The organism is Sphingomonas sp. GW821-FHT04B01, assembly GCF_059420425.1.
The window spans coordinates 53,128-76,284 of the sequence record NZ_JBWKTR010000004.1 but is presented as its reverse complement, the minus strand read 5'-3'; the positions used below and the strand labels follow the sequence as shown (position 1 = coordinate 76,284).

Annotated in this window: 23 protein-coding genes; 15 read left to right on the top strand and 8 right to left on the bottom strand. The window is 67.8% G+C overall.

The genetic code is table 11. The features are described from left to right. The first annotated feature begins 54 nt into the window (after positions 1–54). Together AC07UH_RS11390 and AC07UH_RS11385 are read left to right on the top strand one after the other, a co-directional pair. Positions 55–477 (top strand): Fur family transcriptional regulator, encoded by a 423-nt coding sequence (locus AC07UH_RS11390; protein WP_038661510.1) that lies wholly within the window; start codon positions 55–57, stop codon positions 475–477. Between the two features lie 327 nt (positions 478–804). Next, on the top strand, positions 805–1,524 hold the full coding sequence (locus AC07UH_RS11385; protein ID WP_495180539.1) for a lysophospholipid acyltransferase family protein: 720 nt from the start codon (positions 805–807) through the stop codon (positions 1,522–1,524). A 13-nt stretch (positions 1,525–1,537) separates the two neighbouring features. Here the strand turns inward: AC07UH_RS11385 and AC07UH_RS11380 are convergent, their stop codons facing one another. Continuing rightward, entirely contained in the window at positions 1,538–2,329 is a 792-nt protein-coding gene (locus AC07UH_RS11380; protein WP_495193946.1) for a MipA/OmpV family protein, read from the bottom strand. Between the two features lie 179 nt (positions 2,330–2,508). Between AC07UH_RS11380 and AC07UH_RS11375 the strand changes: the two genes are divergently transcribed. The 10 genes from AC07UH_RS11375 (at position 2,509) to AC07UH_RS11330 (ending at position 12,232) form a co-directional block, all read left to right on the top strand. Beyond that, the gene (locus AC07UH_RS11375; protein WP_495180538.1) at positions 2,509–3,063 is read left to right on the top strand and encodes a DUF4142 domain-containing protein; all 555 of its coding nucleotides are present in this window, start codon (positions 2,509–2,511) and stop codon (positions 3,061–3,063) included. Between the two features lie 202 nt (positions 3,064–3,265). Next, positions 3,266–4,606 (top strand): tRNA (N6-isopentenyl adenosine(37)-C2)-methylthiotransferase MiaB, encoded by a 1,341-nt coding sequence (gene miaB / locus AC07UH_RS11370; protein ID WP_495180537.1) that lies wholly within the window; start codon positions 3,266–3,268, stop codon positions 4,604–4,606. Positions 4,607–4,851: 245 nt separating this feature from the next. Beyond that, positions 4,852–5,850, top strand: a complete 999-nt coding sequence (locus tag AC07UH_RS11365) for a PhoH family protein (RefSeq protein ID WP_495180536.1) — start codon at positions 4,852–4,854, stop codon at positions 5,848–5,850. A 46-nt stretch (positions 5,851–5,896) separates the two neighbouring features. Continuing rightward, positions 5,897–6,151, top strand: a complete 255-nt coding sequence (locus tag AC07UH_RS11360) for a type II toxin-antitoxin system VapB family antitoxin (RefSeq protein WP_495180535.1) — start codon at positions 5,897–5,899, stop codon at positions 6,149–6,151. Then, complete coding sequence (locus AC07UH_RS11355) at positions 6,147–6,380, top strand: type II toxin-antitoxin system VapC family toxin (protein WP_495180767.1); 234 nt, start codon at positions 6,147–6,149, stop codon at positions 6,378–6,380. Before AC07UH_RS11360 ends, AC07UH_RS11355 begins: the two co-directional genes overlap by 5 nt. Then, a complete protein-coding gene (gene ybeY / locus AC07UH_RS11350; RefSeq protein WP_038661521.1) occupies positions 6,377–6,889 on the top strand; it encodes an rRNA maturation RNase YbeY in 513 nt (170 codons plus the stop codon). The genes AC07UH_RS11355 and ybeY overlap by 4 nt, the downstream gene beginning before the upstream one ends. A 10-nt stretch (positions 6,890–6,899) precedes the next feature. Next, a complete protein-coding gene (locus tag AC07UH_RS11345) occupies positions 6,900–7,808 on the top strand; it encodes a hemolysin family protein (RefSeq protein ID WP_495180534.1) in 909 nt (302 codons plus the stop codon). Positions 7,809–7,871: 63 nt separating this feature from the next. Then, positions 7,872–8,225 (top strand): hypothetical protein, encoded by a 354-nt coding sequence (locus AC07UH_RS11340; protein WP_495180533.1) that lies wholly within the window; start codon positions 7,872–7,874, stop codon positions 8,223–8,225. Between the two features lie 170 nt (positions 8,226–8,395). After that, a complete protein-coding gene (katG, locus tag AC07UH_RS11335) occupies positions 8,396–10,615 on the top strand; it encodes a catalase/peroxidase HPI (protein ID WP_495180532.1) in 2,220 nt (739 codons plus the stop codon). Between the two features lie 288 nt (positions 10,616–10,903). After that, positions 10,904–12,232, top strand: coding sequence for a PQQ-dependent sugar dehydrogenase (locus AC07UH_RS11330; protein WP_495180531.1), 1,329 nt, complete (start codon positions 10,904–10,906; stop codon positions 12,230–12,232). 261 nt (positions 12,233–12,493) lie between these two features. Here the strand turns inward: AC07UH_RS11330 and AC07UH_RS11325 are convergent, their stop codons facing one another. Further along, positions 12,494–12,712 carry a hypothetical protein gene (locus AC07UH_RS11325; protein ID WP_038661534.1) on the bottom strand — a complete coding sequence of 73 codons (219 nt, stop codon included), beginning with the start codon at positions 12,710–12,712 and terminating at the stop codon, positions 12,494–12,496. A gap of 297 nt (positions 12,713–13,009) precedes the next feature. On the opposite strand from AC07UH_RS11325, the gene AC07UH_RS11320 reads away from it, so the two are divergent. Next, entirely contained in the window at positions 13,010–13,225 is a 216-nt protein-coding gene (locus AC07UH_RS11320; RefSeq protein ID WP_037534615.1) for a cold-shock protein, read from the top strand. Between the two features lie 115 nt (positions 13,226–13,340). Here AC07UH_RS11320 and AC07UH_RS11315 read toward each other — a convergent pair whose 3' ends face one another. The 4 genes from AC07UH_RS11315 to pncB form a co-directional block, all read right to left on the bottom strand. Further along, on the bottom strand, positions 13,341–14,450 hold the full coding sequence (locus AC07UH_RS11315; protein WP_495180530.1) for a CDP-glycerol glycerophosphotransferase family protein: 1,110 nt from the start codon (positions 14,448–14,450) through the stop codon (positions 13,341–13,343). Next, a complete protein-coding gene (locus AC07UH_RS11310; protein WP_137897404.1) occupies positions 14,447–15,157 on the bottom strand; it encodes a phosphocholine cytidylyltransferase family protein in 711 nt (236 codons plus the stop codon). The genes AC07UH_RS11315 and AC07UH_RS11310 overlap by 4 nt, the downstream gene beginning before the upstream one ends. Before the next feature lie 37 nt (positions 15,158–15,194). Continuing rightward, positions 15,195–16,091 (bottom strand): NAD(P)-dependent oxidoreductase, encoded by an 897-nt coding sequence (locus tag AC07UH_RS11305; RefSeq protein ID WP_495180529.1) that lies wholly within the window; start codon positions 16,089–16,091, stop codon positions 15,195–15,197. Between the two features lie 370 nt (positions 16,092–16,461). Further along, positions 16,462–17,766, bottom strand: a complete 1,305-nt coding sequence (gene pncB / locus AC07UH_RS11300; protein WP_495180528.1) for a nicotinate phosphoribosyltransferase — start codon at positions 17,764–17,766, stop codon at positions 16,462–16,464. 92 nt (positions 17,767–17,858) lie between these two features. Between pncB and AC07UH_RS11295 the strand changes: the two genes are divergently transcribed. Continuing rightward, positions 17,859–18,566 carry a FadR/GntR family transcriptional regulator gene (locus AC07UH_RS11295; protein WP_038661547.1) on the top strand — a complete coding sequence of 236 codons (708 nt, stop codon included), beginning with the start codon at positions 17,859–17,861 and terminating at the stop codon, positions 18,564–18,566. A gap of 242 nt (positions 18,567–18,808) precedes the next feature. Here AC07UH_RS11295 and AC07UH_RS11290 read toward each other — a convergent pair whose 3' ends face one another. Beyond that, on the bottom strand, positions 18,809–20,590 hold the full coding sequence (locus AC07UH_RS11290) for an IlvD/Edd family dehydratase (RefSeq protein ID WP_495180527.1): 1,782 nt from the start codon (positions 20,588–20,590) through the stop codon (positions 18,809–18,811). Between the two features lies 1 nt (position 20,591). Beyond that, a complete protein-coding gene (locus tag AC07UH_RS11285) occupies positions 20,592–21,683 on the bottom strand; it encodes an aldose epimerase family protein (RefSeq protein ID WP_495180766.1) in 1,092 nt (363 codons plus the stop codon). Between the two features lie 158 nt (positions 21,684–21,841). Between AC07UH_RS11285 and AC07UH_RS11280 the strand changes: the two genes are divergently transcribed. Continuing rightward, positions 21,842–23,152 carry a sugar MFS transporter gene (locus tag AC07UH_RS11280; RefSeq protein WP_038661556.1) on the top strand — a complete coding sequence of 437 codons (1,311 nt, stop codon included), beginning with the start codon at positions 21,842–21,844 and terminating at the stop codon, positions 23,150–23,152. Positions 23,153–23,157: the final 5 nt, after the last annotated feature.

Sequence of the window (23,157 nt, the reverse complement as noted above, 5' to 3'; positions counted from 1 at the left end):
TTTTGCGAGTCGGTTTCGCTTTTCGCAACAAGCCACCTGCACTACATAGGGGACATGCCCCGCAAGATCGATCTCGAAGCCCTTTGCAACCAGAAGGGCCTGCGTATCACCGAACAGCGCCGCGTCATCGCGCGCGTCCTGTCCGAAGCCGAAGACCATCCCGACGTGGAGAAGGTCTATGAACGTGCCTCGGCGATCGATCCGGGGATTTCGATCGCCACCGTCTACCGCACGGTGCGGCTGTTCGAGGAGGCGGGTATCCTCGACCGTCACGATTTCGGCGACGGTCGCGCCCGCTACGAGCCCTCGCCCGAGGCGCATCACGATCATCTGATCGACGTCGAGACCGGCAAGGTCATCGAGTTCGTCGATCCCGAGCTGGAACAGCTCCAGAAGGCGATCGCCGAGAAGCTCGGCTTCCGCCTCGTCGACCACCGCATGGAATTGTACGGCGTCAGCCTCGACCGCAAGGCGTGACCGCGACCGCCGTCTCGTGACCGATGGGACGACCGCCGATTTCCTCCATGCCAGTCGCATCTGGCGGCGGGTATAGATTCGATCGATCATCTCGAAAGCTCCGTCACCCCGGACGCGTTGAAGCCCTGCCGGAAAGTCCGCATCCCCCACGAATCACCACAGTGCTCCTGCGAAAGCAGGAGCCCAGAGCCAAGCAGAACAACGCCTTATGGTGTTCGGGACTCCTGGACTCCTGCTTTCGCAGGAGCACTTGGGCGGCTGCCGCAAAGATCTCGAACAAATCCGGGGTGATGAAGTGGTTGTGATACCGCCCCCCTCCTTGTCGCGATGATCGCCAACCTGCGCCTCGCCGGCCGCCTGCTCGCGCTCGTCATCGCCCTCCTCGGCGGCCTCGCGCTGCACGGCGCCTGGCGGGCGGTCCGCCGGCCTTCGCCCTGGCCGCGGCGGTTCCTCGGGCTGGTCGCGCGGATCGTCGGCGCGCAAGTGCGCGTCGTCGGCACGCCGCTCGCCCGCGATGTCGTGTTCCTCAGCAACCATCTCAGCTGGATCGATATCCTCGCGATCGCCGGCGCCACCGGCAGCGCCTTCGTCGCCAAGGGCGAATTGCGCGGCGTGCCGCTGGTCGGCTGGCTGTGCACGCTCAACCGCACCCTCTTCGTCAGCCGCGACGACCGGTTACAGGTGGCCGCGCAGATCGCGCAGCTCCGCACCGCCATCGGCGCCGGCGGGCCGGTGACCGTCTTTCCCGAAGGCACCACAGGGGACGGCGTCACCCTGCTGCCGTTCAAGGCGGCGCTGCTCGCCGCGCTCGACCCGCCGCCGCCGGGCGTCCGCGTCCAGCCGATCCGGGTCGATTACGGCACGGCGACGCCCGAACTCGCCTGGGTCGGCGACGAGCCCGGCGGGGCGCATGCGCTGCGGGTGCTGCGGCGACGGGGACGCTTTCCGGTGACGCTCCACCTGCTCGCGCCGTTCGATCCCGCCGCGGCGGGCAGTCGCAAGGCGATCGCCACGCAGGCACGGGCGGCGATCGAAAACGCCGCCTGAACCCGCCGCTGCATCAATGCACGCCGGCGCCGAACGTATAGCTCAGCGCCAGCCCGACCGAGGGCTGGCTGCGCGAGCCAAAGGCGCGCACCACCGGTGACCGGCCGGGATCGCCGACCAGCCGGTCGTATTTGGCATAGCCGGACACGCCCCAATGCGGGGTCAGCTGCCGCAAGGCGCCCACCGTCGCCCCGACCGCCTGCAAACCGCCGTCCGCCTTGAACGCCGGCAGCCCGGCGAAGGCCGCATCCGCGGCGGCGACGCCGAAATAGGCGCGATTGTAGCGCGCGCCCGCCAGCGTGACCCGCGGTCCGATCGAAAACAGCCACCGGTCGGCATCGCGTGCGATATAATCCGCGCCGACCACGCCGATCAGCCCCTTGTGACCGCCCAGCCCCTGCCGCGCCTCGACGCGGAGCCGCAGCGCGTCGCTCAGGGCATATTGGACGAAGCCGCCGAGCTCGACGGTGGCGCCGACGCTCGGCAGCCGTCCACCGACATCGCGGGCGCGCCGGCGACCCTCGAAGCCGATCACCGGCCCGAACTGGAACCGGTCGTCGCGCAATATCGGAAAGCCCGCGCTTTCATCCGGCGCTTCGAAGGCGAAAGGCGTATCGCCACGGGTCCGCGACACGTCGACGAACGGCCGCAGCGCAAACGAATCGGCCCCCGGATAACGCGGCACGAGCTGCGGCCCCAGCCCGATCCGCGTGCGCCGTGGCGCGTCGACCTCCGCCTCCTGCGCGAAGGCGGGCGTGGCGCCGCAGCCGGTGGCGAGCAGCAGGGCGATAGCGGAGCGCGTCATGATCGTCATGACCCGACCGTACAGCGTTTATTCGCAATGGCGAAGCGGGTGGCATCCCTGATGCGCCGCAACATTTCGACCTGCCCGGATCGGCTCCGCCATAGATTTCGCCAAGTCTAGGCCAAGAAGGAACAGCTTCCACCGGCAGTCGTTGGACAGCTCGATCCCAGGAGATAGACATGCGCAAGATATTGATTTGTATCAGCACGATTGCCCTCGCCGCGACATCTGCCGGCGCGCTGGCACAGGACGCCGGCACGATGACTCCGACCCAGGTCGATGCGACGCCGCTCGCCGGCACGCCGGCTCAGAATTACGTGACCTGGGCGGCGGACGGCGACATGTACGAGATCCAGTCGAGCAAACTCGCGCTCACCAAGGCGAAAAGCCAGGCGACCAAGGATTTCGCGCGCGAGATGATCGCCGACCATATGCAGACCACCAAATCGCTGATGGCGGCGCTCCCCAAGACCGAGCCCAAGGTCGCGAAGCCCGGCAAGGCGCTGTCCGAACCCAATGCGGCGAAGATCGCGGCGCTCAAGTCGGCACCCGCCGACGGCTTCGACGCCCTTTACATGCAGCAGCAGGCCGAAGCGCATAAGACCGCCTGGGCACTCCACAAGGGCTATGCTACCGATGGCCAGGACCCGGCACTCCGCCAGGTCGCGACCAGCGCGGTGCCGATCATCGAGAAGCATCTCGCTCACGCCCAGAGCGGCGCCGGCACGATGTAACCCAATTCCTCCCCCGCCAGGGGGAGGTGGCAGCGCAAAGCGCTGACGGAGGGGGAGGAAGGGGTGGAGCTTGTTGATTGAGCTGCCACCCTATCCCCCCTTTTCGCCATTCCGCTGATGCCGAACGGTCCCACTTGCCCTCCCGAGGGAGGAATAGGTTACCCGCTGGCGACCACCCCCCACATCCTGTATGCGCGCCGGCATGACTCCTGCGGACAAACCCCAGACCCCGCCCAAGACCTTCCACGTCAAGTCGTTCGGTTGCCAGATGAACGTCTACGACGGCGAGCGCATGGCCGAACTGATGGCGGCCGACGGGATGACCGCGACCGACGATCCCGATCGTGCCGATCTCGTCGTGCTCAACACCTGCCACATCCGCGACCGCGCGACCGAGAAGGTCTATTCGGACATCGGCCGGCTGCGCAAGAACGCCCGGCTCAACGAGCGGACCGCCCCGATGATCGCGGTCGCCGGCTGCGTCGCGCAGGCCGAGGGCGACGAGATCGTCCGCCGCGCCAAGGTCGACGTCGTCGTCGGCCCGCAGGCCTATCACAATCTTCCCGCGCTGGTGGCGAGCGCCGCCGCCGGCACGCCCAGCCTCGACACCGACATGCCGCTGCTGTCGAAGTTCGGCGCGCTGCCCGCGCGCCGCCGCGTCGGCCCCTCCGCCTTCCTCACCGTGCAGGAAGGCTGCGACAAGTTCTGCACCTATTGCGTCGTGCCCTATACGCGCGGCGCCGAGGTCAGTCGCCCGTTCGCGGCGATCGTCGACGAGGCGAAGGCGCTGGTCGACGCCGGCGCACGCGAGATCACGTTGCTCGGCCAGAACGTCAACGCCTGGGACGATGACGGGCGCGGGCTGCACGATCTGATCCGCGTGCTCGATCGTATCCCCGGCCTCGCCCGCATCCGCTACACCACCAGCCATCCCAACGACATGCGGCAGGGGCTGATCGACGCGCATGGCGACGTCGAGAGCCTGATGCCCTTCCTCCATCTGCCGGTGCAGGCGGGCAGCGACCGCGTGCTCAAGGCGATGAACCGCAACCACGACACCGCTTCCTATCTGCGCCTGCTCGATCGGGTGCGCGTGGTCCGGCCCGATATCGCGCTGTCGGGCGATTTCATCGTCGGCTTCCCCGGCGAGACCGAGGCGGAGTTCGCCGAGACGCTGCGGCTGGTCGACGCGGTCGGCTATGCGCAGGCCTATTCGTTCAAATACAGCCCGCGCCCCGGCACGCCCGCCGCCGACATGGCCGGCGCGATCCCCGAGGTGGTGATGGACGAGCGGCTGCAACGGCTGCAGGCAGCGCTTGGCCGCGACCAGCAGGCGTTCAACCAGGCGAGCGTCGGTCGCACCTGCAACGTGCTGATCGAACGCCACGGCAAATTGCCCGGCCAGATGCTCGGCAAGTCGCCGTGGCTGCAATCGGTCCATCTGATGACCGATGCGGCGATCGGTGACATGGTCTCCGTCGATCTGCTCTCCGCCGGCCCGGTATCGCTGGCGGGTGCCGAACGGGTGCGCGTAGCGGCCTGAATTTGCGCGCAGAGGCGCAGAGACACGAAAGTGTTGCGTCTGGCGCAAAGCATCTCGATCCCAATGGCTAGAATGCAAGTCGCTGACGCGGCATCTTCGCGCGACATCTCCGCGTCTCCGCTTCTCTGCGCGAACCACCCTTCTTCGCGCCTTCGCGCCTTCGCGTGAAATCGACCTTTCCCGCTTCCCTTTCGCCCGCCCGCATCCCACATTCCATTCATGCCATCACGGCATGAAAGGACCGCATGAGTCGCAAGCCCATCCCCGCCCGCTCCGGTGAACGCAGCCGGGCTGAGGTGTTGTTCGACAAGCCGCAATTGCTCGCCACGCTCTTCGGGCAATATGACCAGAATCTCGTCGCGCTCGAAAACCGGCTCGGCGTCTATATCACCGCCCGCGGCAATCGCGTCGGGCTGGAGGGCAGCGCCGAGCATGTCGCGCTCGCCCGCGACGTGTTGCAGGACCTCTATCATCGCCTGCAACGCGGCGAGGAGATCGACACCGGGCTCGTCGATGCCTCGATCGCGATGGCGTCGGAGCCTACGCTCGACGGCATCGTCAGCACCGAACGCGGCGCCATCCCCTCGGTGATGATCCGCACCCGCAAGAAGACGATCGTGCCGCGCACCCCGGCGCAGGCGCATTACATGCGCGAACTGTCGACCAACGACATGATCTTCGCGCTCGGGCCGGCAGGCACCGGCAAGACCTATATCGCGGTCGCGCAGGCGGTGTCGCAGCTCATCACCGGCAGCGTCCAGCGCCTCATCCTGTCGCGCCCCGCGGTCGAGGCGGGCGAGAAGCTCGGCTTCCTGCCCGGCGACATGAAGGAGAAGGTCGATCCGTATCTGCGCCCGCTCTACGACGCGCTGCACGACTGCCTGCCCGCCGAACAGGTCGAGCGCCGCATCGCGAGCGGCGAGATCGAGATCGCTCCGATCGCCTTCATGCGCGGCCGCACGCTGGCGGACGCCTTCGTCATCCTCGACGAGGCGCAGAACACCACGCCGGCGCAGATGAAGATGTTCCTCACCCGTTTCGGCCAGAACAGCCGGATGGTGATCTGCGGCGACCCCAACCAGACCGATCTGCCCGGCGGCGTCGGTTCGTCGGGGCTGGCGGATGCGACGATGCGGCTCGAAGGCGTCGAGGGCATTTCGATGACCCGCTTCACCGCCGCCGACGTCGTCCGCCATCCGATCGTGGGGCGGATCGTCGAGGCCTATGAGGGGCCGGGCGCTTGAACGGAATGTATATCTCTGTGGCTTTGTGAGGATATCAGGAGCACTTATGGCGTCCCTCTATCCCAAGAAGAGCGATATGGCCGATCCGGTTTGCGAAGTCGGCGCCTTGCTGGGCATTAGCGAGACGGCGGCAGTCGACGATGCCCGGCTGCACCCAAAGCACGAACTGGACCGAACCAAGGTGGTGAGCCTTCGCGAGCGTATGGAGGCGTGGCGGCAGGCACACCCCTTGGGCGAGCCCACCGGCCAGGTCGCCGACAAGGCGTTCTACGATTCGCTGAACGACGAGGAAGACGATTGACCATCTTCGTCGGTGCATCAGCGATGCTCGGCAGAGCGCCGCTATGCATCTCGTATCGATCGGCGCCGCGGAGGCGATGATCGCGACCGCAGCCTATGATCGCTACGGCAAGGGCCGCCACCCCGCCCGGCTCAACATGGGCGATTGCTTCGCTTATGCCTGCGCCAAGACGCACGATGCCCGCCTGCTCTACAAGGGCGACGATTTCTCAAGGACGGACCTTGCATGATTCAGATCGAACTCGCCCGCGAAGAGCCCTGGCCCGCCGACACCGACTGGGACGCGCTCGCCGCGCGCGCCACCCGTGCCGCGATCGGGCTCACGCCTTATGGCGAATTGCTCACCACCGCCGCGACGGTCGAGATCAGCGTCCGCCTCACCGGCGACGAGGAAGTGCGCACGCTCAACGCGCAATATCGCCAGAAGGACAAGCCGACCAACGTCCTCTCTTTCCCGATGGTCCAGCCCGACCTGATCGACACGGTCAGCCAGAACAGCGACGACGGCGAGCTGCTGCTCGGCGACATCGTCATGGCCCATGGCGTCTGCGAGGCGGAGGCGCGCGAGAAGGGCGTCAGCGTCGCCGAACATGCCACGCACCTGCTGGTGCACGGCACGCTGCATCTGCTAGGCTATGATCACATGGGGGACGAGGAAGCCGAAGCGATGGAGGATATCGAGCGTCAGGCGCTCGCCACGCTCGGCATTTCGGACCCTTATCTAGTGCGAGAGGACTGATACGGCCGCCATGTCAGACGACCGAAGTAGCGCCGGCAACGGCGATCCCAGCGAATCGAACATCTGGCGCGGGCTGAAGACGTTGATCTTCGGCGGTGCGCATGAAGAATCCCTCCGCGAACAGCTCGAGGAGGCGATCGATCGGCACGAGGACGATCCCGCGCCCGACGCCAAGGGCGACCTGACCCCGCTCGAGCGGCAGATGGTGCGCAACCTGCTCCACTTCGGCGAGCGCGACGCCGGCGACGTCGGCGTGCCGCGCGCCGATATCGTCGCGGTCGAGGAAGGCACCACCTTCGCGCATCTCGTCCAGATTTTCGCGGAGGCGGGTCACAGCCGCCTGCCGGTCTATCGCGGCGAGCTCGATACGATCATCGGCATGGTCCATATCAAGGACGTGTTCGCGATCCTCGCCACCGGCGCCGAGCATCCCGCCGACATCTCCGGCCTGATCCGCGAGCCACTCTACGTGCCGATGTCGCGCGGCGCGCTCGACCTGCTCGCCGATATGCGCGCGAGCCACGTCCATCTCGCGGTGGTGCTCGACGAATATTCGGGGACCGAGGGGCTGGTCACGATCGAGGATCTGATCGAGGAGATCGTCGGCGAGATCGAGGACGAGCATGACGAGGCGCCCGAGGCGCTGCTCGTGCCGATCGACGGCGGCGCCTGGGATGCCGATGCGCGCGCCGAGCTGGAAGACGCCGCGACGCTGATCGACCCGCGTCTCGGCGAGACCGATCACGACGTCGACACTTTGGGCGGGCTCGCCGCGGTGCTGGCGGGGCATGTGCCGACCGTCGGCGAATGCGTCGATCACCCCAGCGGCTGGAAGCTCGAGGTGCTCGATTCGGACGAACGACGCATCCACCGCCTGCGGCTGCACCCGCCGGTGACGCGCGAGATCGAGGAGGACTGATCGCACTCAGCCCCCGTTCAGCCGCGATGGCGATGATCGCGAACGAACGGATAGGAGGTGTGCATGCAGCCCTTGTCGAACGGTCCGCGGACGATCCGCCCCGCCCTCCTGTGTCTCGCCGCGGTCCTTCCCACGCCGGCGCTGGCACAGGCGTGGACGACGATCCACGCGACCCCGCCCGCCCCGGCCGCCTATCAGGTCGCCAAGAACCACGACGACATCCGCGCCGGGCGCAGGTCCGGACAGCTCTCCAGAGCCGACGCCCGCGACCTTCGCCGCGAAAACGCCCGCGTCGGCGATCTCGCGGCCGCCTATGCCAGAAACGGCACGACCGATTCCGAAGCCGCCTTCGTTCAGGCCGCCGCCGAAGCCACCCACAGCCGCATCGTCGCGAAACGCACGCAAGGCGCGAAGTGACACGACGCCTTCGGCCGCGATGCGACCGATATTGATCGCCTCTTTCGATCACCGCCTTCGCGAATTCGCGTTTTCCCAATCTGTCTAGCTCCGGTAGCATTTGCACCATACCGGCGCGGCACGGGAATGTGCGCGTCACGCCAGACAGGCCCGATCGAGGAGAGACGAACATGGACGCCATCACCGAAGGCAGCCCGATCAACGACCCCAGGAAACAGGCCGCCGCCAAGCGCCGGCTGCTCGGTCGCACCGCCAAGGATTGGTGGCCCGAATCGCTGTCGATCGACATCCTCCACCAGAAGGGCGTCAGCGGCAATCCGATGGGCGACGACTTCGACTATCGGTCGGAATTCCTCAGCCTCGACTATGATCAGCTCAAGGCCGACCTGACCGCGCTGATGACCGACAGCCAGCCGTGGTGGCCGGCCGATTACGGTCATTACGGCCCGTTCTTCATCCGCATGGCATGGCATAGCGCCGGCACCTATCGCACCGGCGACGGCCGCGGCGGCTCGTCCGCCGGGCAGCAGCGGTTCGCGCCGCTCAACTCGTGGCCGGACAACGGCAATCTCGACAAGGCCCGTCGCCTGCTGTGGCCGATCAAGCAGAAATACGGCCGCCAGCTGAGCTGGGCCGACCTGTTCATCCTCGCCGGCAACGTCGCGATCGAATCGATGGGCGGCCCGACCTTCGGCTTCTCCGGCGGCCGCGAGGACGTGTTCGAACCCGAGAAGGACGTCTATTGGGGCACCGAGGAGGAATGGCTCGGCCAGACCCGTATCGACGAGGAAGCCGGCCTCGCGCTCGAAAGCCCGCTCGCCGCGATCCAGCACGGCCTCATCTACGTGAACCCCGAAGGCCCGGGCGGCTGCCCGCATCCGCAGGGCTCGGCGCGCGACATGAAGGAAACTTTCGCGCGCATGGGAATGAACGACGAGGAGACCGTCGCGCTGACCGCCGGCGGCCATACCTTCGGCAAGGCGCATGGCGCCGGCGACGCCAAGCTGGTCGGTGTCGAGCCCGAGGGCGCGGATATCGCTTCGCAGGGCCTCGGCTGGACCTCGACGCACGAGAGCGGCATGGGCGACCATACCATCACCTCGGGCATCGAGGGCGCGTGGACGCCGACGCCGACGACGTGGGACATGAGCTATTTCGACATGCTCTTCGACCACGAATATGAACTGGTGAAGAGCCCGGCGGGGGCGCATCAGTGGCAGCCGGTCGGCAATCCCGACGAAACGCTCGCCCCGGCGGCGCATACCGCTGGCAAGCGCGTGCCGACGATGATGACCACCGCCGACATGGCGCTCAAGGTCGACCCCGCGTACAATGCGATCTGCCAGAAGTTTCGCGCCGACCCGGCCTATTTTGCCGATGCCTGGGCACGCGCGTGGTACAAGCTGACGCATCGCGACATGGGGCCGAAGATCCGCCTGATCGGCCCGGAAGTGCCGCAGGAAGAGCTGATCTGGCAGGACCCGATCCCGCTCGCCGACTATCCGCAGATCGACGACGGCGACGTCACCGCGCTGAAGACGGCGATCGCCGATTCCGGCCTGTCGATCGAGGAGCTGGTCACCACCGCTTGGGCCTCGGCCTCGACGTGGCGCGGCTCGGATCATCGCGGCGGCGCCAACGGTGCGCGCATCCGCCTCGCCCCGCAGAAGGACTGGGAGGTCAACCAGCCCGAGCAGCTCGCCCGCGTCCTGTCGGTCTATGAGGGGATCAAGGCGGACTTCGACGGCAAGGGCGCGAAGAAGGTATCGCTCGCCGACCTGATCGTGCTCGGCGGCTCGGTCGGGATCGAGACGGCGGCCAAGGCGGCCGGCCATACGATCGCGGTGCCCTTCACCCCCGGTCGCACCGACGCGTCCGCCGAGCGGACCGATGCCGAGGGCTTCGACGTGCTCGAACCGCGCGCCGACGGCTTCCGCAACTATCTGCAGGTCAAGTTCAACGTTCCGACCGAGGAGCTGATGGTCGACCGGGCGCAGTTGCTCGGTCTGTCGGCGCCGGAGATGACGGTGCTGGTCGGCGGCCTGCGCGTGCTGGGCGCCAACCACGCCAAGGCGAAGCAGCATGGCGTGTTCACCAACCGCCCGGGGCAGCTGACCAACGACTTCTTCGTCAATCTGCTCGACATGGGCACGGCATGGAAGCAGATCAGCGACGAAAGCGACGAGGAATTCCTCGGCACCGACCGGGCGACTCACGAGCAGAAGTGGACCGCGTCGCGCACCGATCTGGTGTTCGGCTCCAATTCGCAGCTGCGCGCGCTCGCCGAAGTCTATGCCGCGTCGGACGCGCAAGGCATGTTCGTCAAGCACTTCGTCCAGGCCTGGACCAAGGTGATGAACGCCGACCGCTACGACCTGCTGCCGGGCTGATCCGGACGTGCTCCCGCGCAAGCGGGAGCACGACTTGATCGAGACCCTTTAAAAGTCCCCATCACCGGTAGGTCAGCGCAGTGCTCCTGCGAACGCAGGAGCCCAGAGCCAAGCAGAACGTCCTATGGCGTTCGCGACTCCTGGGCTCCTGCTTTCGCAGGAGCACTCGTAAAAGTCCTGCCGGGGTTCCGATACGTCCGGGATCACGGAATGGGTGGGACAGGACATACCTTCTGCCCCCGCACCTTTCCCCTTCCGCGCGCGCGGCTGCACCCCTATCGTGGCGTCATGCTGAAGCACGTCCTGCGCGTCGCCGCGCTCCTTGTCGTGATCGCCATCGCGGTGGTCGTCTATCTCGCCTGGCCCGATACCGCGCAGGTGCCGTTCGACCGCGTCACCGGCAAGCGGCCGCAGATCGTCGTGCCGCGCGAACAGACGCTGCCCACCGTCAAGGTCGCCGATGTCGTCGGCTGGCAGGGCAACGAGACCCCCACCCCCGCCGCCGGCCTGACCGTCAAGGCGTTCGCGAAGAACCTCGATCACCCGCGCTGGCTCTATCGCCTGCCCAATGGCGACGTCCTCGTCGCCGAGACGAACAGCCCGCCGCGCAAGGGCGGCGGCATCCAGGGCTGGGTCATGGGCCTGCTGCTCGGCAAGGCGGGCGCCGGCGTGCCCTCGGCCAACCGCATCACGCTGTTGCGCGACGCGGACGGCGACGGCGTCGCCGAACAGCGCCACGTTTTCATGACCGGGCTCAATTCGCCGACCGGCATGGCGCTGCTCGGCGGCCAGCTCTACGTCGCCAACACCGATTCGGTGGTGCGCGTCCCCTATACCGAGGGCGCGACGCAGATCGCCGCCAAGCCCGAACTGGTGGTCAAGCTCAACGGCGGCGGCAATCATTGGGCGCGCACGCTGGTCGCCGCGCCTGACGGCCGCACGTTGTTCGTTGGCGTCGGTTCGTCGTCGAACATCGCCGAAAACGGACTCGACGCGGAGAAATATCGCGCCAACATCCTCGAAGTCTATCCCGAACAGAAGACCTTCCGTGTCTATGCCTCGGGCCTGCGCAACCCGCAGGGGATGGCGATCAGCCCGTTCAACAAGCAGCTCTGGACGGTGGTCAACGAGCGCGACATGCTCGGCTCCGATCTCGCGCCCGATTATCTGACCCAGGTCGAGCTCGGCGACCAGTTCGGCTGGCCGTGGTTCTATTGGGGCGGCTATCCCGACACCCGCGTCGAGCCGGCGCGCCCCGATCTGCAGCAATATTCCAAGCGTCCCGATTATGCGCTCGGGCCGCACGTCGCCGCGCTCGGCCTGACCTTCGCCGGCGACGTCAAGCTCGGCGACCGCTTCGCGCAGGGCGCGTTCATCGGCGAGCACGGGTCGTGGAACCGCAAGCCGGTATCGGGCTACAAGGTGGTGTTCGTGCCGTTCGCGGCGCGCGGCTTCCCCGCGGACGGGGCCAAACCGATCGACGTGCTGAGCGGCTTCCTCAACGCCGACGGCAAGGCGCGGGGTCGTCCGGTCGGCGTGATCGGCGACCGCACCGGCGCGCTGCTGGTCGCGGACGACGTCGGCAATACGATCTGGCGGGTGGCCGGGGGAAAGTAAGCTGGAGCGCGCGGGTCGTCATCGCGGCGTCGTCGGCAAGGAACGGCGACTGGGCGACCTCGCCACCGGATGACGAGACGTATGCGACCGTCACCCAGTGCTCCTGCGAAAGCAGGAGCCCAGGAGTCCCGAACGCCATAAGACGTCGTCTTGCTTGGCTCTGGGCTCCTGCTTCCGCAAGAGCACTGCGCTGACGGACCGGGTCGCGGACCTTCGCCGAGCGCTTGCTGATCGGGGCGGCCGATGCCGCCCCTTGCGATCCTATGCCGTGCGCAGGCGCAGCGGCGTGCGCTCCACCGTGCCGGACAGCACCTTGCGCCCGAACACGCGGTTCATCGTCGCGGCGCCATCGGCGTTGGTCAACACGACGCGCGTCCCGCCCGAGGCGAGCGTCTCGATCGCGCTGATCGTCACCTTGTGCTTGCGGCACAGGGCCTCGACATCGGGCTTGGCGGCGTTGACGTTGATGGCACGCGACATGCGGATCTCCCATAGGCAGCGGGAGCGCATATCATCTCTCAGTCGGGCCATGCGCAGGGTGGGGCAGCCCGATGGTCTCTAAATGGACCTTGCTGCGCTGCGGCGCAAGCCTTCCTACGTCACCCGCGATCCGCCCCTTGCCGAATGACGACGCATGCCCCATATAGCCGATGCTAGAGTCGCACATCGACGGTCTACGGCGTGCTTTGCGGCTCCCTCTTCCTTCCTTCCCTGCTTCGTACGCGATTTGGCGCGTCGGTAATCGTACCGTCGTACCGCAAGAAGAAAGGATCTGCCATGAGCAGCATCACCGGCACCGTAAAGTTCTTCAACGCCGACAAGGGCTATGGCTTCGTCGCACCCGATACGGGCGGCGCGGATGCGTTCGTCCACATCACGGCGGTGGAGCGCGCCGGCATGGCGACGCTGAACCAGAATCAGCGCATCAGCTACGACCTGGAGCAGGACCGTCGGGGCAAGACCTCGGCCGTCAACCTTCAGCCGGTCGACTGATCGGTCTCGGACGGGGCGGGTCACACCGCCCTGCCCGGCCTGAACGCAAGAGCCCGCGGGAAACCGCGGGCTTTTTTGTGTCCGCACCGCAAGGCGGCCGTTCGTGTCGTCGCGATTACCCCCGCAACACCGCCAGCACCGCCTCCGCCGCCCGCACGGGCGCAACCCCAGTCACATCCCCCAGCGACCCCGCCGCGAACCGGCGCTGTGCCTCGACGTACCGCGGATGCTCCGCCACCGCCCGGTCCAGCGCCGGCAGCAGCTCGTCGGGGTCGGTCACCACCTCCCCCGCCCGCCACATGTCGTAGCTCGCATCGTCCGCCCAATCGACGCGGCGCGGATCGAGGAACACGCACGGCCGCAGCCGCATCAGGAACTCGACCACCTGGCTTGAGGTATCGCCCAGATACACGTCCGCCGCCGCGGTATAGCTGCCGTCGACCATCGCAAAGCTGTCGAGATCGACATGCACGTCCCCCCGCCCCGCGAGCGATCCGGCGAAGGCGCGCACGTCCGGTGCCTTCTCGACCAGCCGCTGGTGCGGCGCGAAGATCAGATTGTAGCGCCCCGACGCAACGATCCGCGCCACCGCCGCCGCGCCCCAGTCCCACCACGACGAGCGATGCCGCTGCCAGTGCGGCGCGTACAGCAGCATTGGCCGCGCTTCCGCGAAACGCAGGTCGGCGCGGCTGCGCTGCCGGAACCCCGCCTTGATATAGCCCGTCACCGCGACCGCAGCGGGATCGACCCCGTGCGCCGCCAGCGCCGCGCGTTCGCGGTCCGCGGCGACGATGGTCAGCGACGCCGCCTTCCGGCGCCGGTCGTCGCGGTTCATCATCGATCCCGCACCGTGGAGGATGTTCACATACCGGCTGCGCGTCGGCAGCAGCGCCGGAATCCACAGGCTGGTCTGTTCCGCCGACACCACCACGCGGGTCCGCCACAGCAACGGTGCGAGCCGCGCGAGCAGCGGCAGCTTGGCGGGCAGCGGCGGATTGCGCCCCGCCTCCCAGACGCCGAGATCGCGCCAGCCCGGCGCGCGCCGGATGCGCACCCCCGGCCGCGCCCCCAGCCAGCCGGCGACCAGTGCCTCGTGCATCGACGTCGCCACCCACACGTCGATGCGCAGGTCGGGCGCGCGCTCGACGAGCGCCTCCAGCACCGGATAGAGATGCGGGATCAGCAACGTCTCACCGAGGAACAGGAAGGCGACGTCGGTCCTCACCTTTGCTGGCCGGTCCAGGCGGCGATATCTTCGGGCTGGTCGATCTCCTGCCACGCGCCCTCGCCCGCGACGATCGCGCGCACCGGCGCATAGGTCGCCAGCTCGGCGATCACCGCATGATGGAAGGCGTGGAGCCCTTCAGGCCGCGCGATCACCCGCTCCAGCGCCTGCGCATAGGCGTCGCCGCCCTGCGACACGATCACGCCGAGCGAGCGATGCGTCGCGACGTCGAGCGGCAGATCCTTGGCGACCGCGCAGACCTGCCGGTTGGCGACGGTGACGAGCATGTCGTCGGTCACCGCCGCGCGCAGCGGCTCGACCAGCAGGCCGACGCCGTCGCCCGGCGCCTCGACCGCAGCGGCGATCAGGTCGGCCGCGAACACCGTGTCGCCGTTCATCAGCACGAATGGATCGCCGAGCAGGTCGCGCGCCATCCAGACGCTGCCGATGCTGCTCGCCACCGACCAGAAGGGATTGAACAGCAGCCGCACCGGCAGCGGCGGCGCCGCGCGGCTCAGATGCGCGCCGATCTGGCGATAGCGATAGCCACCGACGATCACCGCCCGCGCGACGCCCGCCGCGTGCAGCGCCTCCAATTGATGGTCGAGGATGCTGCGCCCGCCGACCTCGACGAGGCATTTGGGGATTTCTCGCGTCAGCGGCAGCAACCGCGAGCCGATGCCCGCGCTGAGGATCACAGCTTGCATCGGCGAGCCTGTAGCGCGACCGGCAAGCCACGCCAAATCAGCGCACCAGCCCGGGCGGCTCCCGACCGGCGAAATGCGCGTCGAGATTGGCGACGACCATCGCCGCCATCGCCGCGCGCGCCTCGTGCGTCGCCGATCCCTGATGCGGCGACAGCACGACGGTATCGCGGTGCAGCGCCGCCGGCACCGCGGGTTCGTCGGCGAACACGTCGAGCCCCGCGCCGGCGATCCCGCCCGCGTCGAGCGCCGCGATCAACGCCGCCTGATCGACCAGCGAGCCCCGCGCGACATTCACCAATACGCCCTGCGGCCCGAGCGCCGCCAGCACGCCCGCATCGACCGCGCCATCGGTCGCCGCCCCCGCCGCGGCGGCGAGGAACAGCACGTCGCTCTCCGCCGCCAGCGTGCGCAGGTCGGGGACGAACCGCCACGGCACGTCCTTTTCGCTGCGCGCGGAATAGAGCAGCTCGGATGCGAACGGCGCCGCCCGCGCCGCGATCGCCCGCCCGATCGCACCGAGCCCGAACACGCCGATCCGCCGCCCCGACGCGCGCCGCGCCAGCGGCACGTCCCAGCCGCCGCCCCGCACCGCGCGATCGTTGACCGCGATCCGCCGCTCGACCGCGAGCCACAGCCCGATCGCGAGATCGGCGACGTCTTCGGTCAGCGTGCCGGCGGTGATCGCGAGCGTGATACCGCGCGCCGCGAGCGCCGCCTTGTCGATCGCGTCATGCCCGACGCCATGCACCGCGACGAACTCGAGCTCGGGGAGCTGCGCCAGCACGCCCGCATCGAGCCGCATCGCCCCACCCCCGACCAATCCGCGGATCCGGTCGAGCGGCGCGGTGTCGAGCCCGACATGGACGGCGTAATGCTCGCTGAGCGATGGCGCGAGCGTATCGGGCAGCGGCGAGAGGGCGAGGATGTCGATCATGCCGCCTCAACGCATCCGACGCCGATCCGTCCCGACTCCGTTCGCCATCCTTCCCCATTCGTCATCCCGGCGAACGCCGGGACCCATGGTTGCGGTCTCGCTGCCGATCCGCACCGCCGCCGGATGCCCATCCTCGGGAAACGAACCCCCTCAAGCCGACGAGGCGGCGGCGGGTCGAGGCGAAATTTGGTTCGCGCGAAGACGCGAAGACGCGAAGATGCCGCGCTTGGGGCGGCGTGGCCCCATGATTGCGATGACATAATGGGAAGCGCCGATGGTGCAGCGGGCGCGACACCTTCGCGTCTTCGCGTCTTCGCGCGAACCAAATCTGTCCGCACATGGGTCCGCCGGGATGACGAAAGGGCCCCCCTCACACGCTGACCACGCTCTCCTGCCGCCCGTCCGTCCCGAAGATCCGCAGATAGCGCGCAATCTCGGCGGGCTCGCCGGTCGCCTTGGCGGGGTTGTCGGAGAGCTTCACCGCCGGCCGGCCGTTCGCCCGCGTCACCTTGGCGACCAGCGAGATCGGCTCGAGCCCCGCCGCACCATCGGGGTCGCAGCCGCGGAAATCGTTGGTCAGGTTCGTCCCCCAGCCGAAGCTCATCCGCACCCGGCCATGGAAATGCCGATAGACCCGCTCGATCGAATCGACGTCCATCCCGTCGGAGAAGATCAGCAGCTTCTCGCGCGGGTCCTGGCCATGCGCCTGCCACCAGGCGATGATCTGCTCGCCCGCCTCGACCGGCGGCGCGCTGTCCGGACGAAAGCCGGTCCAGCCCGCCACCCAGTCGGGCGCGTCGCGCAGGAACGCCGCCGTCCCGAACGCATCGGGCAGCACGACGCGCAGATTGCCGTCGTAATGCGCCTGCCATTCCTCCAGCACGCGATAGGGCGCGCGCGCCACCCCGGCATCGTCGCTGGCGAGCGCGGCGAGCACCATCGGCAGCTCGTGCGCATTGGTGCCGATCGCCTCCAGATCGTTGTCCATCGCCAGCAGCACGTTGGACGAACCGATGAAGCGGCTGCCCAGCCCCTCCTTGAGCGCCTCGACGCACCAGCGCTGCCACAGGAAGCCGTGCCGCCGCCGCGTCCCGAAATCGGAGATCACCAGATCGGGCAGCGCGCGCAGCCGCTCCACCTTGTCCCACAATTTCGCCTTGGCGCGCGCATAGAGCACGTCGAGCGCGAACCGCCCCTTGTCGCGAAGCGCCGCCCGCGCGCGCAGCTCGTTGACGATCGCGAGCGCCGGGATCTCCCACATCGTCGTATGCGTCCACGGCCCGTCGAAGGTCAGCTCGAACTGGCCGTCGACGCGGTGCAGTTCGTAGGGCGGCAGCTGGAATTCGCTCAGCCACTGGATGAAGTCGGGCGCGAACATCCGCTGCTTGCCGTAGAAGCTGTTGCCCGCCAGCCAGATCAGCTCCTTCTTGGCGAAGCGCACGCTGCGCGCATGATCGAGCTGCGCACGCAATTCGCCCTCGTCGATCACGTCGGCGAGTCGCACCGTCGTGGTGCGGTTGATCAGCCGGAAGGTGGCGTCGACGTCGCCGTGCAGGTGACGGATCATCTGCAGCATCAGCAATTTGTAGAAATCGGTATCGAGCAGGCTGCGGACGATCGGGTCGAGCCGCCAATTGTGATCCCAGGTGCGCGTCGCGATGTCGGTAACGGCCATGGCCGCTCCGCTAGCCCGGATGCCGCGACGCGCCAAGGCTTCCCAACGGCAGGCACCCCGCCTAGGTTTGTCTGACAACAAGGGGAGAGTGGATGGCCAAGGGTGAACGGCGCGAGCCCGCGCATACGGTGATCGCGCGCGATCTCGGCATCGCCATCGTCACCGGCCAGCACCCGCCCGGCAGCGTCATTCCCGGCGAGATCGACATCGCCGGCCAGCGCGGCGTCTCGCGCAGCGTCGTACGCGAATCGCTGCGCATGCTCTCGGCCAAGGGGCTGGTCGAGAGCCGGCCGAAATCGGGCACGCGGGTGCGCGAGCGCGCCTTGTGGAACCTGCTCGACCCCGACGTGCTCGCCTGGATGTTCGAGGGCGAGCCGCCCGCCACCTTCGTGCGCAGCCTGTTCCAGCTGCGCATGATCGTCGAGCCCGCCGCCGCCGAGATGGCGGCGACCTTCCGCACCGCCGACCAGCTCGCCCGGATGGACGCGGCGCTGACCCGGATGGCGACGCACGGCCTCGACACGCCCGAGGGTCAGGCCGCCGACCAGACCTTCCACAATGCGATCCTTGAGGCGACGGAGAATGAATTGCTCGTCAGCCTGTCGGGCAGCATCGGCTCAGCGGTGCGCTGGACGACGATCTTCAAGTTCCGCGACCGCCGCCGCCCGCGCGATTCGATGCCGCAGCACCGCCGCCTGTTCGACGCGATCGCCGCCCGCGACCCCGCCGCGGCGCGCGACGCGACGATCGTCCTGCTGCAACAGGCGCATGAGGACACGGAACGGCTACTGCGCGCGTGAGGGCGTGAGGGCGACACAAAAGCCACGCCGACCCCTTTTCGTCATCCCGGCGCAGGCTAGGACCCATGGACACGATGAACCAGCGGCAGCGCGCCGCCACCAACCAAGCCGCATCCATGGGTCCCGGCGTCCGCCGGGATGACGAGGGGGTAGCGAGCCGACTGACAAACCCCGTCATCCCGCGCAGGCGGGAATGACGAGGGGGGCGGCAGCGCGGCACTGGCCACCCGCCCCCACCCGCATCAATGGTTGTCGCGCGGCAGTCCCATCGTCTGCGCGATGCGCTGGTACTTCTCGGCGCCTTCGAGGATCGCACCGGTGTTCATCTGGCCGACGACCGCGCGTTGGATCTCCTGCCACGGCGTCTGCGACGCCGGATAGGCATAGCCGCCCGCCGCCTCGAGCGCGGCACGGCGCTCCATCAGCTCGGCGTCGGAGATCAGCACGTTCGCCGTCCCGGTGTTGAGATCGACGCGCACCCTGTCGCCGGTCTTGAGCAGCGCGAGGCCGCCCATCGCCGCCGCCTCGGGCGAGGCGTTGAGGATCGACGGCGAACCGCTCGTCCCCGACTGGCGGCCGTCGCCGATGCACGGCAGCGCATGCACGCCCTCGGTGATCAGATACGCCGGCGGCCGCATGTTGACGACCTCCGCCGCGCCGGGATAGCCGATCGGCCCCGCGCCGCGCATGAACAGCAACGTCTCGGGCGTGATCCCGGTCGCCGGATCGTCGATCCGGTGATGATAATCCTCCGGCCCGTCGAACACGACCGCCGGCCCCTCGAACGCGTTGAGATCGCCGGGGTTGGACAGATAGCGGTCGCGGAACTCGGGCGAGATCACGCTGGTCTTCATCACCGCCGCGTCGAACAGATTGCCCGACAGCACGATGAAGCCCGCATCCTCGACCAACGGCTGGTCGAAGGGACGGATCACCTTCTCGTCCTCGATTGCGACGCCGCGGCAATTCTCGCCCATCGTCTTGCCGTTGACGGTCAGCGCACCCTCGTGGATCAGCCCCTGTTCGATGAGCTGGTTGACCACCGCGGGAACGCCGCCGGCGCGATAATAATCCTCGCCGAGATATTCGCCCGCCGGCTGCAGATTGACCAGCAGCGGCACCTTGTGCCCCTCGGTCTCCCAATCCTTGATCGGCAGGTCGACGCCGATATGGCGAGCGATCGCGGCGAGATGGATCGGCGCGTTGGTCGAGCCGCCGATCGCCGAATTAACGCGGATCGCATTGTGGAACGCCTCCTTGGTCAGCACGTCGGAGGGCTTGAGATCCTCGTGCACCATCTCGACGATGCGCTTGCCGGTGAGGTACGACACCTCCTGCCGGTCGCGATACGGCGCGGGGATCGCCGCCGAACCGGGCAGCGACATGCCGAGCGCTTCGGCGAGGCTGTTCATCGTCGTCGCGGTGCCCATCGTGTTGCAATAGCCGGTCGACGGCGCCGACGAGGCGACGAGGCGGATGAATTCGGCATCGTCGATCTCGCCCGCGGCGAGCAACTGGCGCGCCTTCCACACGATCGTGCCCGAGCCGGTGCGCTCGCCCTTGTGCCAGCCGTTGAGCATCGGCCCGACCGACAGCGCGATCGCCGGGATGTTGACCGTCGCCGCCGCCATCAGGCAGGCCGGCGTCGTCTTGTCGCAACCGATCGTCAGCACGACGCCGTCGAGCGGATAGCCGTACAGCGTCTCGACGAGGCCGAGATAGGCGAGGTTGCGGTCGAGCCCCGCGGTCGGCCGCTTGCCCGTCTCCTGGATCGGATGGACGGGGAATTCGAGGACGATGCCGCCCATCTCGCGCACGCCCTCGCGCACGCGCTCGGCGAGCACCAGGTGATGGCGGTTGCAGGGCGACAGGTCGCTGCCGGTCTGCGCGATGCCGATGATCGGCTTGCCCGATTGCAGTTCCTCGAGGCTCAGGCCGAAGTTGAGATAGCGCTCCAGATAGAGCGCGGTCATGTCGATATTCGCCGGATTGTTGAACCAGGCGCGGCTGCGCAATTGCGTCATCTTATTTGGCCACCGAGAGTTTGTAGATCATGACGTGACGATACGGCTTGCCGGGATCGACCCGGGCCGAGGCGAAATTGGGTTTGTTGGGCGCATCGGGAAACTTCTGCGGCTCCAGCGCGACGCCGTCGCCCATGCGATAGACGTGGCGGCTCTTGCCGATATAGCTGCCGTCGAGGAAGTTGCCGGTGTACATCTGCACGCCCGGTTCGGTGCTCGACACTTCGAGCACGCGCCCCGAGGCGGGGTCTTCCAGCCGCGCGGCGAGGCCCGGCGTCGCCGTCACGCCCTTGTCGAGCGCGAAATTGTGATCGTAGCCGTGGCCCATGACGATCTGCGGATCGCGGCCGTCGCGCACGCCGTCGGCGAGGATGCGGCCGTTGCGGAAGTCGAACACCGTGTCCGCGACCGGGCGCAGCTCGCCGGTCGGCACCAGATTGGCGTCGACGGGGGTGATCGCCTTCGCCGGGATCGTCAGCTTGTGGCCGAGCGCGCCCATCGGCGATCCCTCGCCGGCGAGGTTGAAGATTGCGTGGTTGGTCATGTTGACCACCGTCGGCTTGTCGGTCTTCGCGCCGAAGGCGATCGTCAGCGCGCCGTCGTCGCTCAACGTGTAGGTGATCGTCACGTCGAGCTTGCCGGGATAGCCCTGGTCGCCGTCGGGGCTGGTCAGCGCCATCGTCACCGAGCCGTCCTTGACCGCGACGATGCGCCACGGCTGCTTGTCGAAGCCGACCTTGCCGCCGTGCAGCGAATTGACCTTGTCGTTGAGCGGCAGCTGATAGCTCTTGCCGTCCAGCGTGAACTTGCCGCCGCCGATTCGATTGGCGAAGCGGCCGACCGTCACGCCGAAATAATTGGGATGTTCGGCATAATCCTTAGCGTCATCATAGCCGAGCAGTACGTCGGCGACCTTGCCGTTGCGGTCCGGGCCGGAGAAGGCCTGCAACGTCGCGCCATAGGTCAGCACCCGCGCCGAGACGCCGTTCGCCGCCGACAGCGTCACCGCCTCCACCGCGGTGCCGTCGGCGAGCGTGCCGGCCGAGTCGCGTCGCGCGGTCGCGGCGTCCGCCTGCGCGGCGACCATCGCCATGAACCCGACGCCTGCGATGATGAGTGCCTTTCGAAGCTTCATTGCCCCCTCCTTGGATGCATCCCCGGCATTGACCCGGCGTGTCGGGGCTATATAGTCTGACAAATACCCGGCGCGCAAGGCAGCCGAGCAGCGCGACAGGCGGAGAGGACGAGATTATGGCAGGACCGATTGGGGTAACGACGAACGGCGCGGCACCCGCCGCTTCAGGCGGGGGCGGATCATACCGTAAGGCGTTGAGCCTGTTGGCGAGCCTCTTCTTCATGTGGGGCTTCATCACCGTCATCAACGGCGTGCTGCTGCCGCATCTGCGCTCGGTGTTCGAGCTGGATTACACGCAGACGACGCTGATCGAATCGGTCTGGTTCATCGCATACTTCTTCGCCTCGATTCCGTCGGCCAAGCTGATCGAGCGGGTCGGCTATCAGCGCGCGATCGTCATCGGCCTGCTGATCATGGCCGCCGGTGCGCTCGGCATGACGCTCGCCGCCAGCCTGCCCTCCTATGGCGTGACGCTGGTCATGCTGTTCGTCATCGCCAGCGGCATCACGCTGCTGCAGGTCGCGGCGAATCCGTACGTCACCGTCATCGGGCCACCCGAGACGGGCTCGTCGCGTCTCAATCTGGTACAGGCGTTCAATTCGCTCGGCACGACGCTCGCGCCGCTGTTCGCCGGCTATCTGATCCTCGGCCGCAGCCGCAGCGGCACCGCCGAGGCCGGCGCGACGATCAGCCAGGCGCAGCGTTATGCCGACGCCCAGTCGGTCATCCTGCCCTATGTCCTCGTCGCGATCGTGCTGGTCGTGCTCGCGGTGGTCATCGCCCGCTTCCCGCTGCCCGCACTGGGCGGCGCGACGCAGCGCGCCGCCAAGGCCGACCGCCACCAGCATTCGCTGTGGAAGCATCGCAACCTGGTGCTCGGCATCCCGACGATGATCGCCTATCTCCTCGCCGAGATCGGCGTCGCCAACCTGTTCGTCAATTTCGTCTCGCAGCCGCAGATCGCCGCGACGACGCACGAACAGGCGTCGCGCTATCTGTCGCTGCTGTGGGGCGGGATGATGGTCGGCCGCTTCGCCGGCAGCTTCATCATGCAAAAGATCGCGCCGGAACGCGTGCTCAGCGTCTTCGCCTTCGGCGCGCTGATCGTCGTCGCCATCGCCACCTTCACCACCGGGCCGGTGGCGATGTGGTCGCTGATCGCGGTCGGCCTGTTCCATTCGATCATGTTCCCGACGATCTTCACGCTGGCGATCCGCGGCCTCGGCCCGCTCACCGAAGAAGGCTCGGGGCTGATGATCATGGCGATCGCCGGCGGCGCGCTCGTCGTCGTGCAGGGCTGGCTCGCCGACCGCTACGGCCTGCAGAATTCGTTCTTCCTGACCATGGCGTGCGAGATCATCGTGCTCGCCTACGCCTTGTGGGGATCGAAGCCGACGGCCGACCTCGGCGACCAGACCGTAGCCTGAGGACG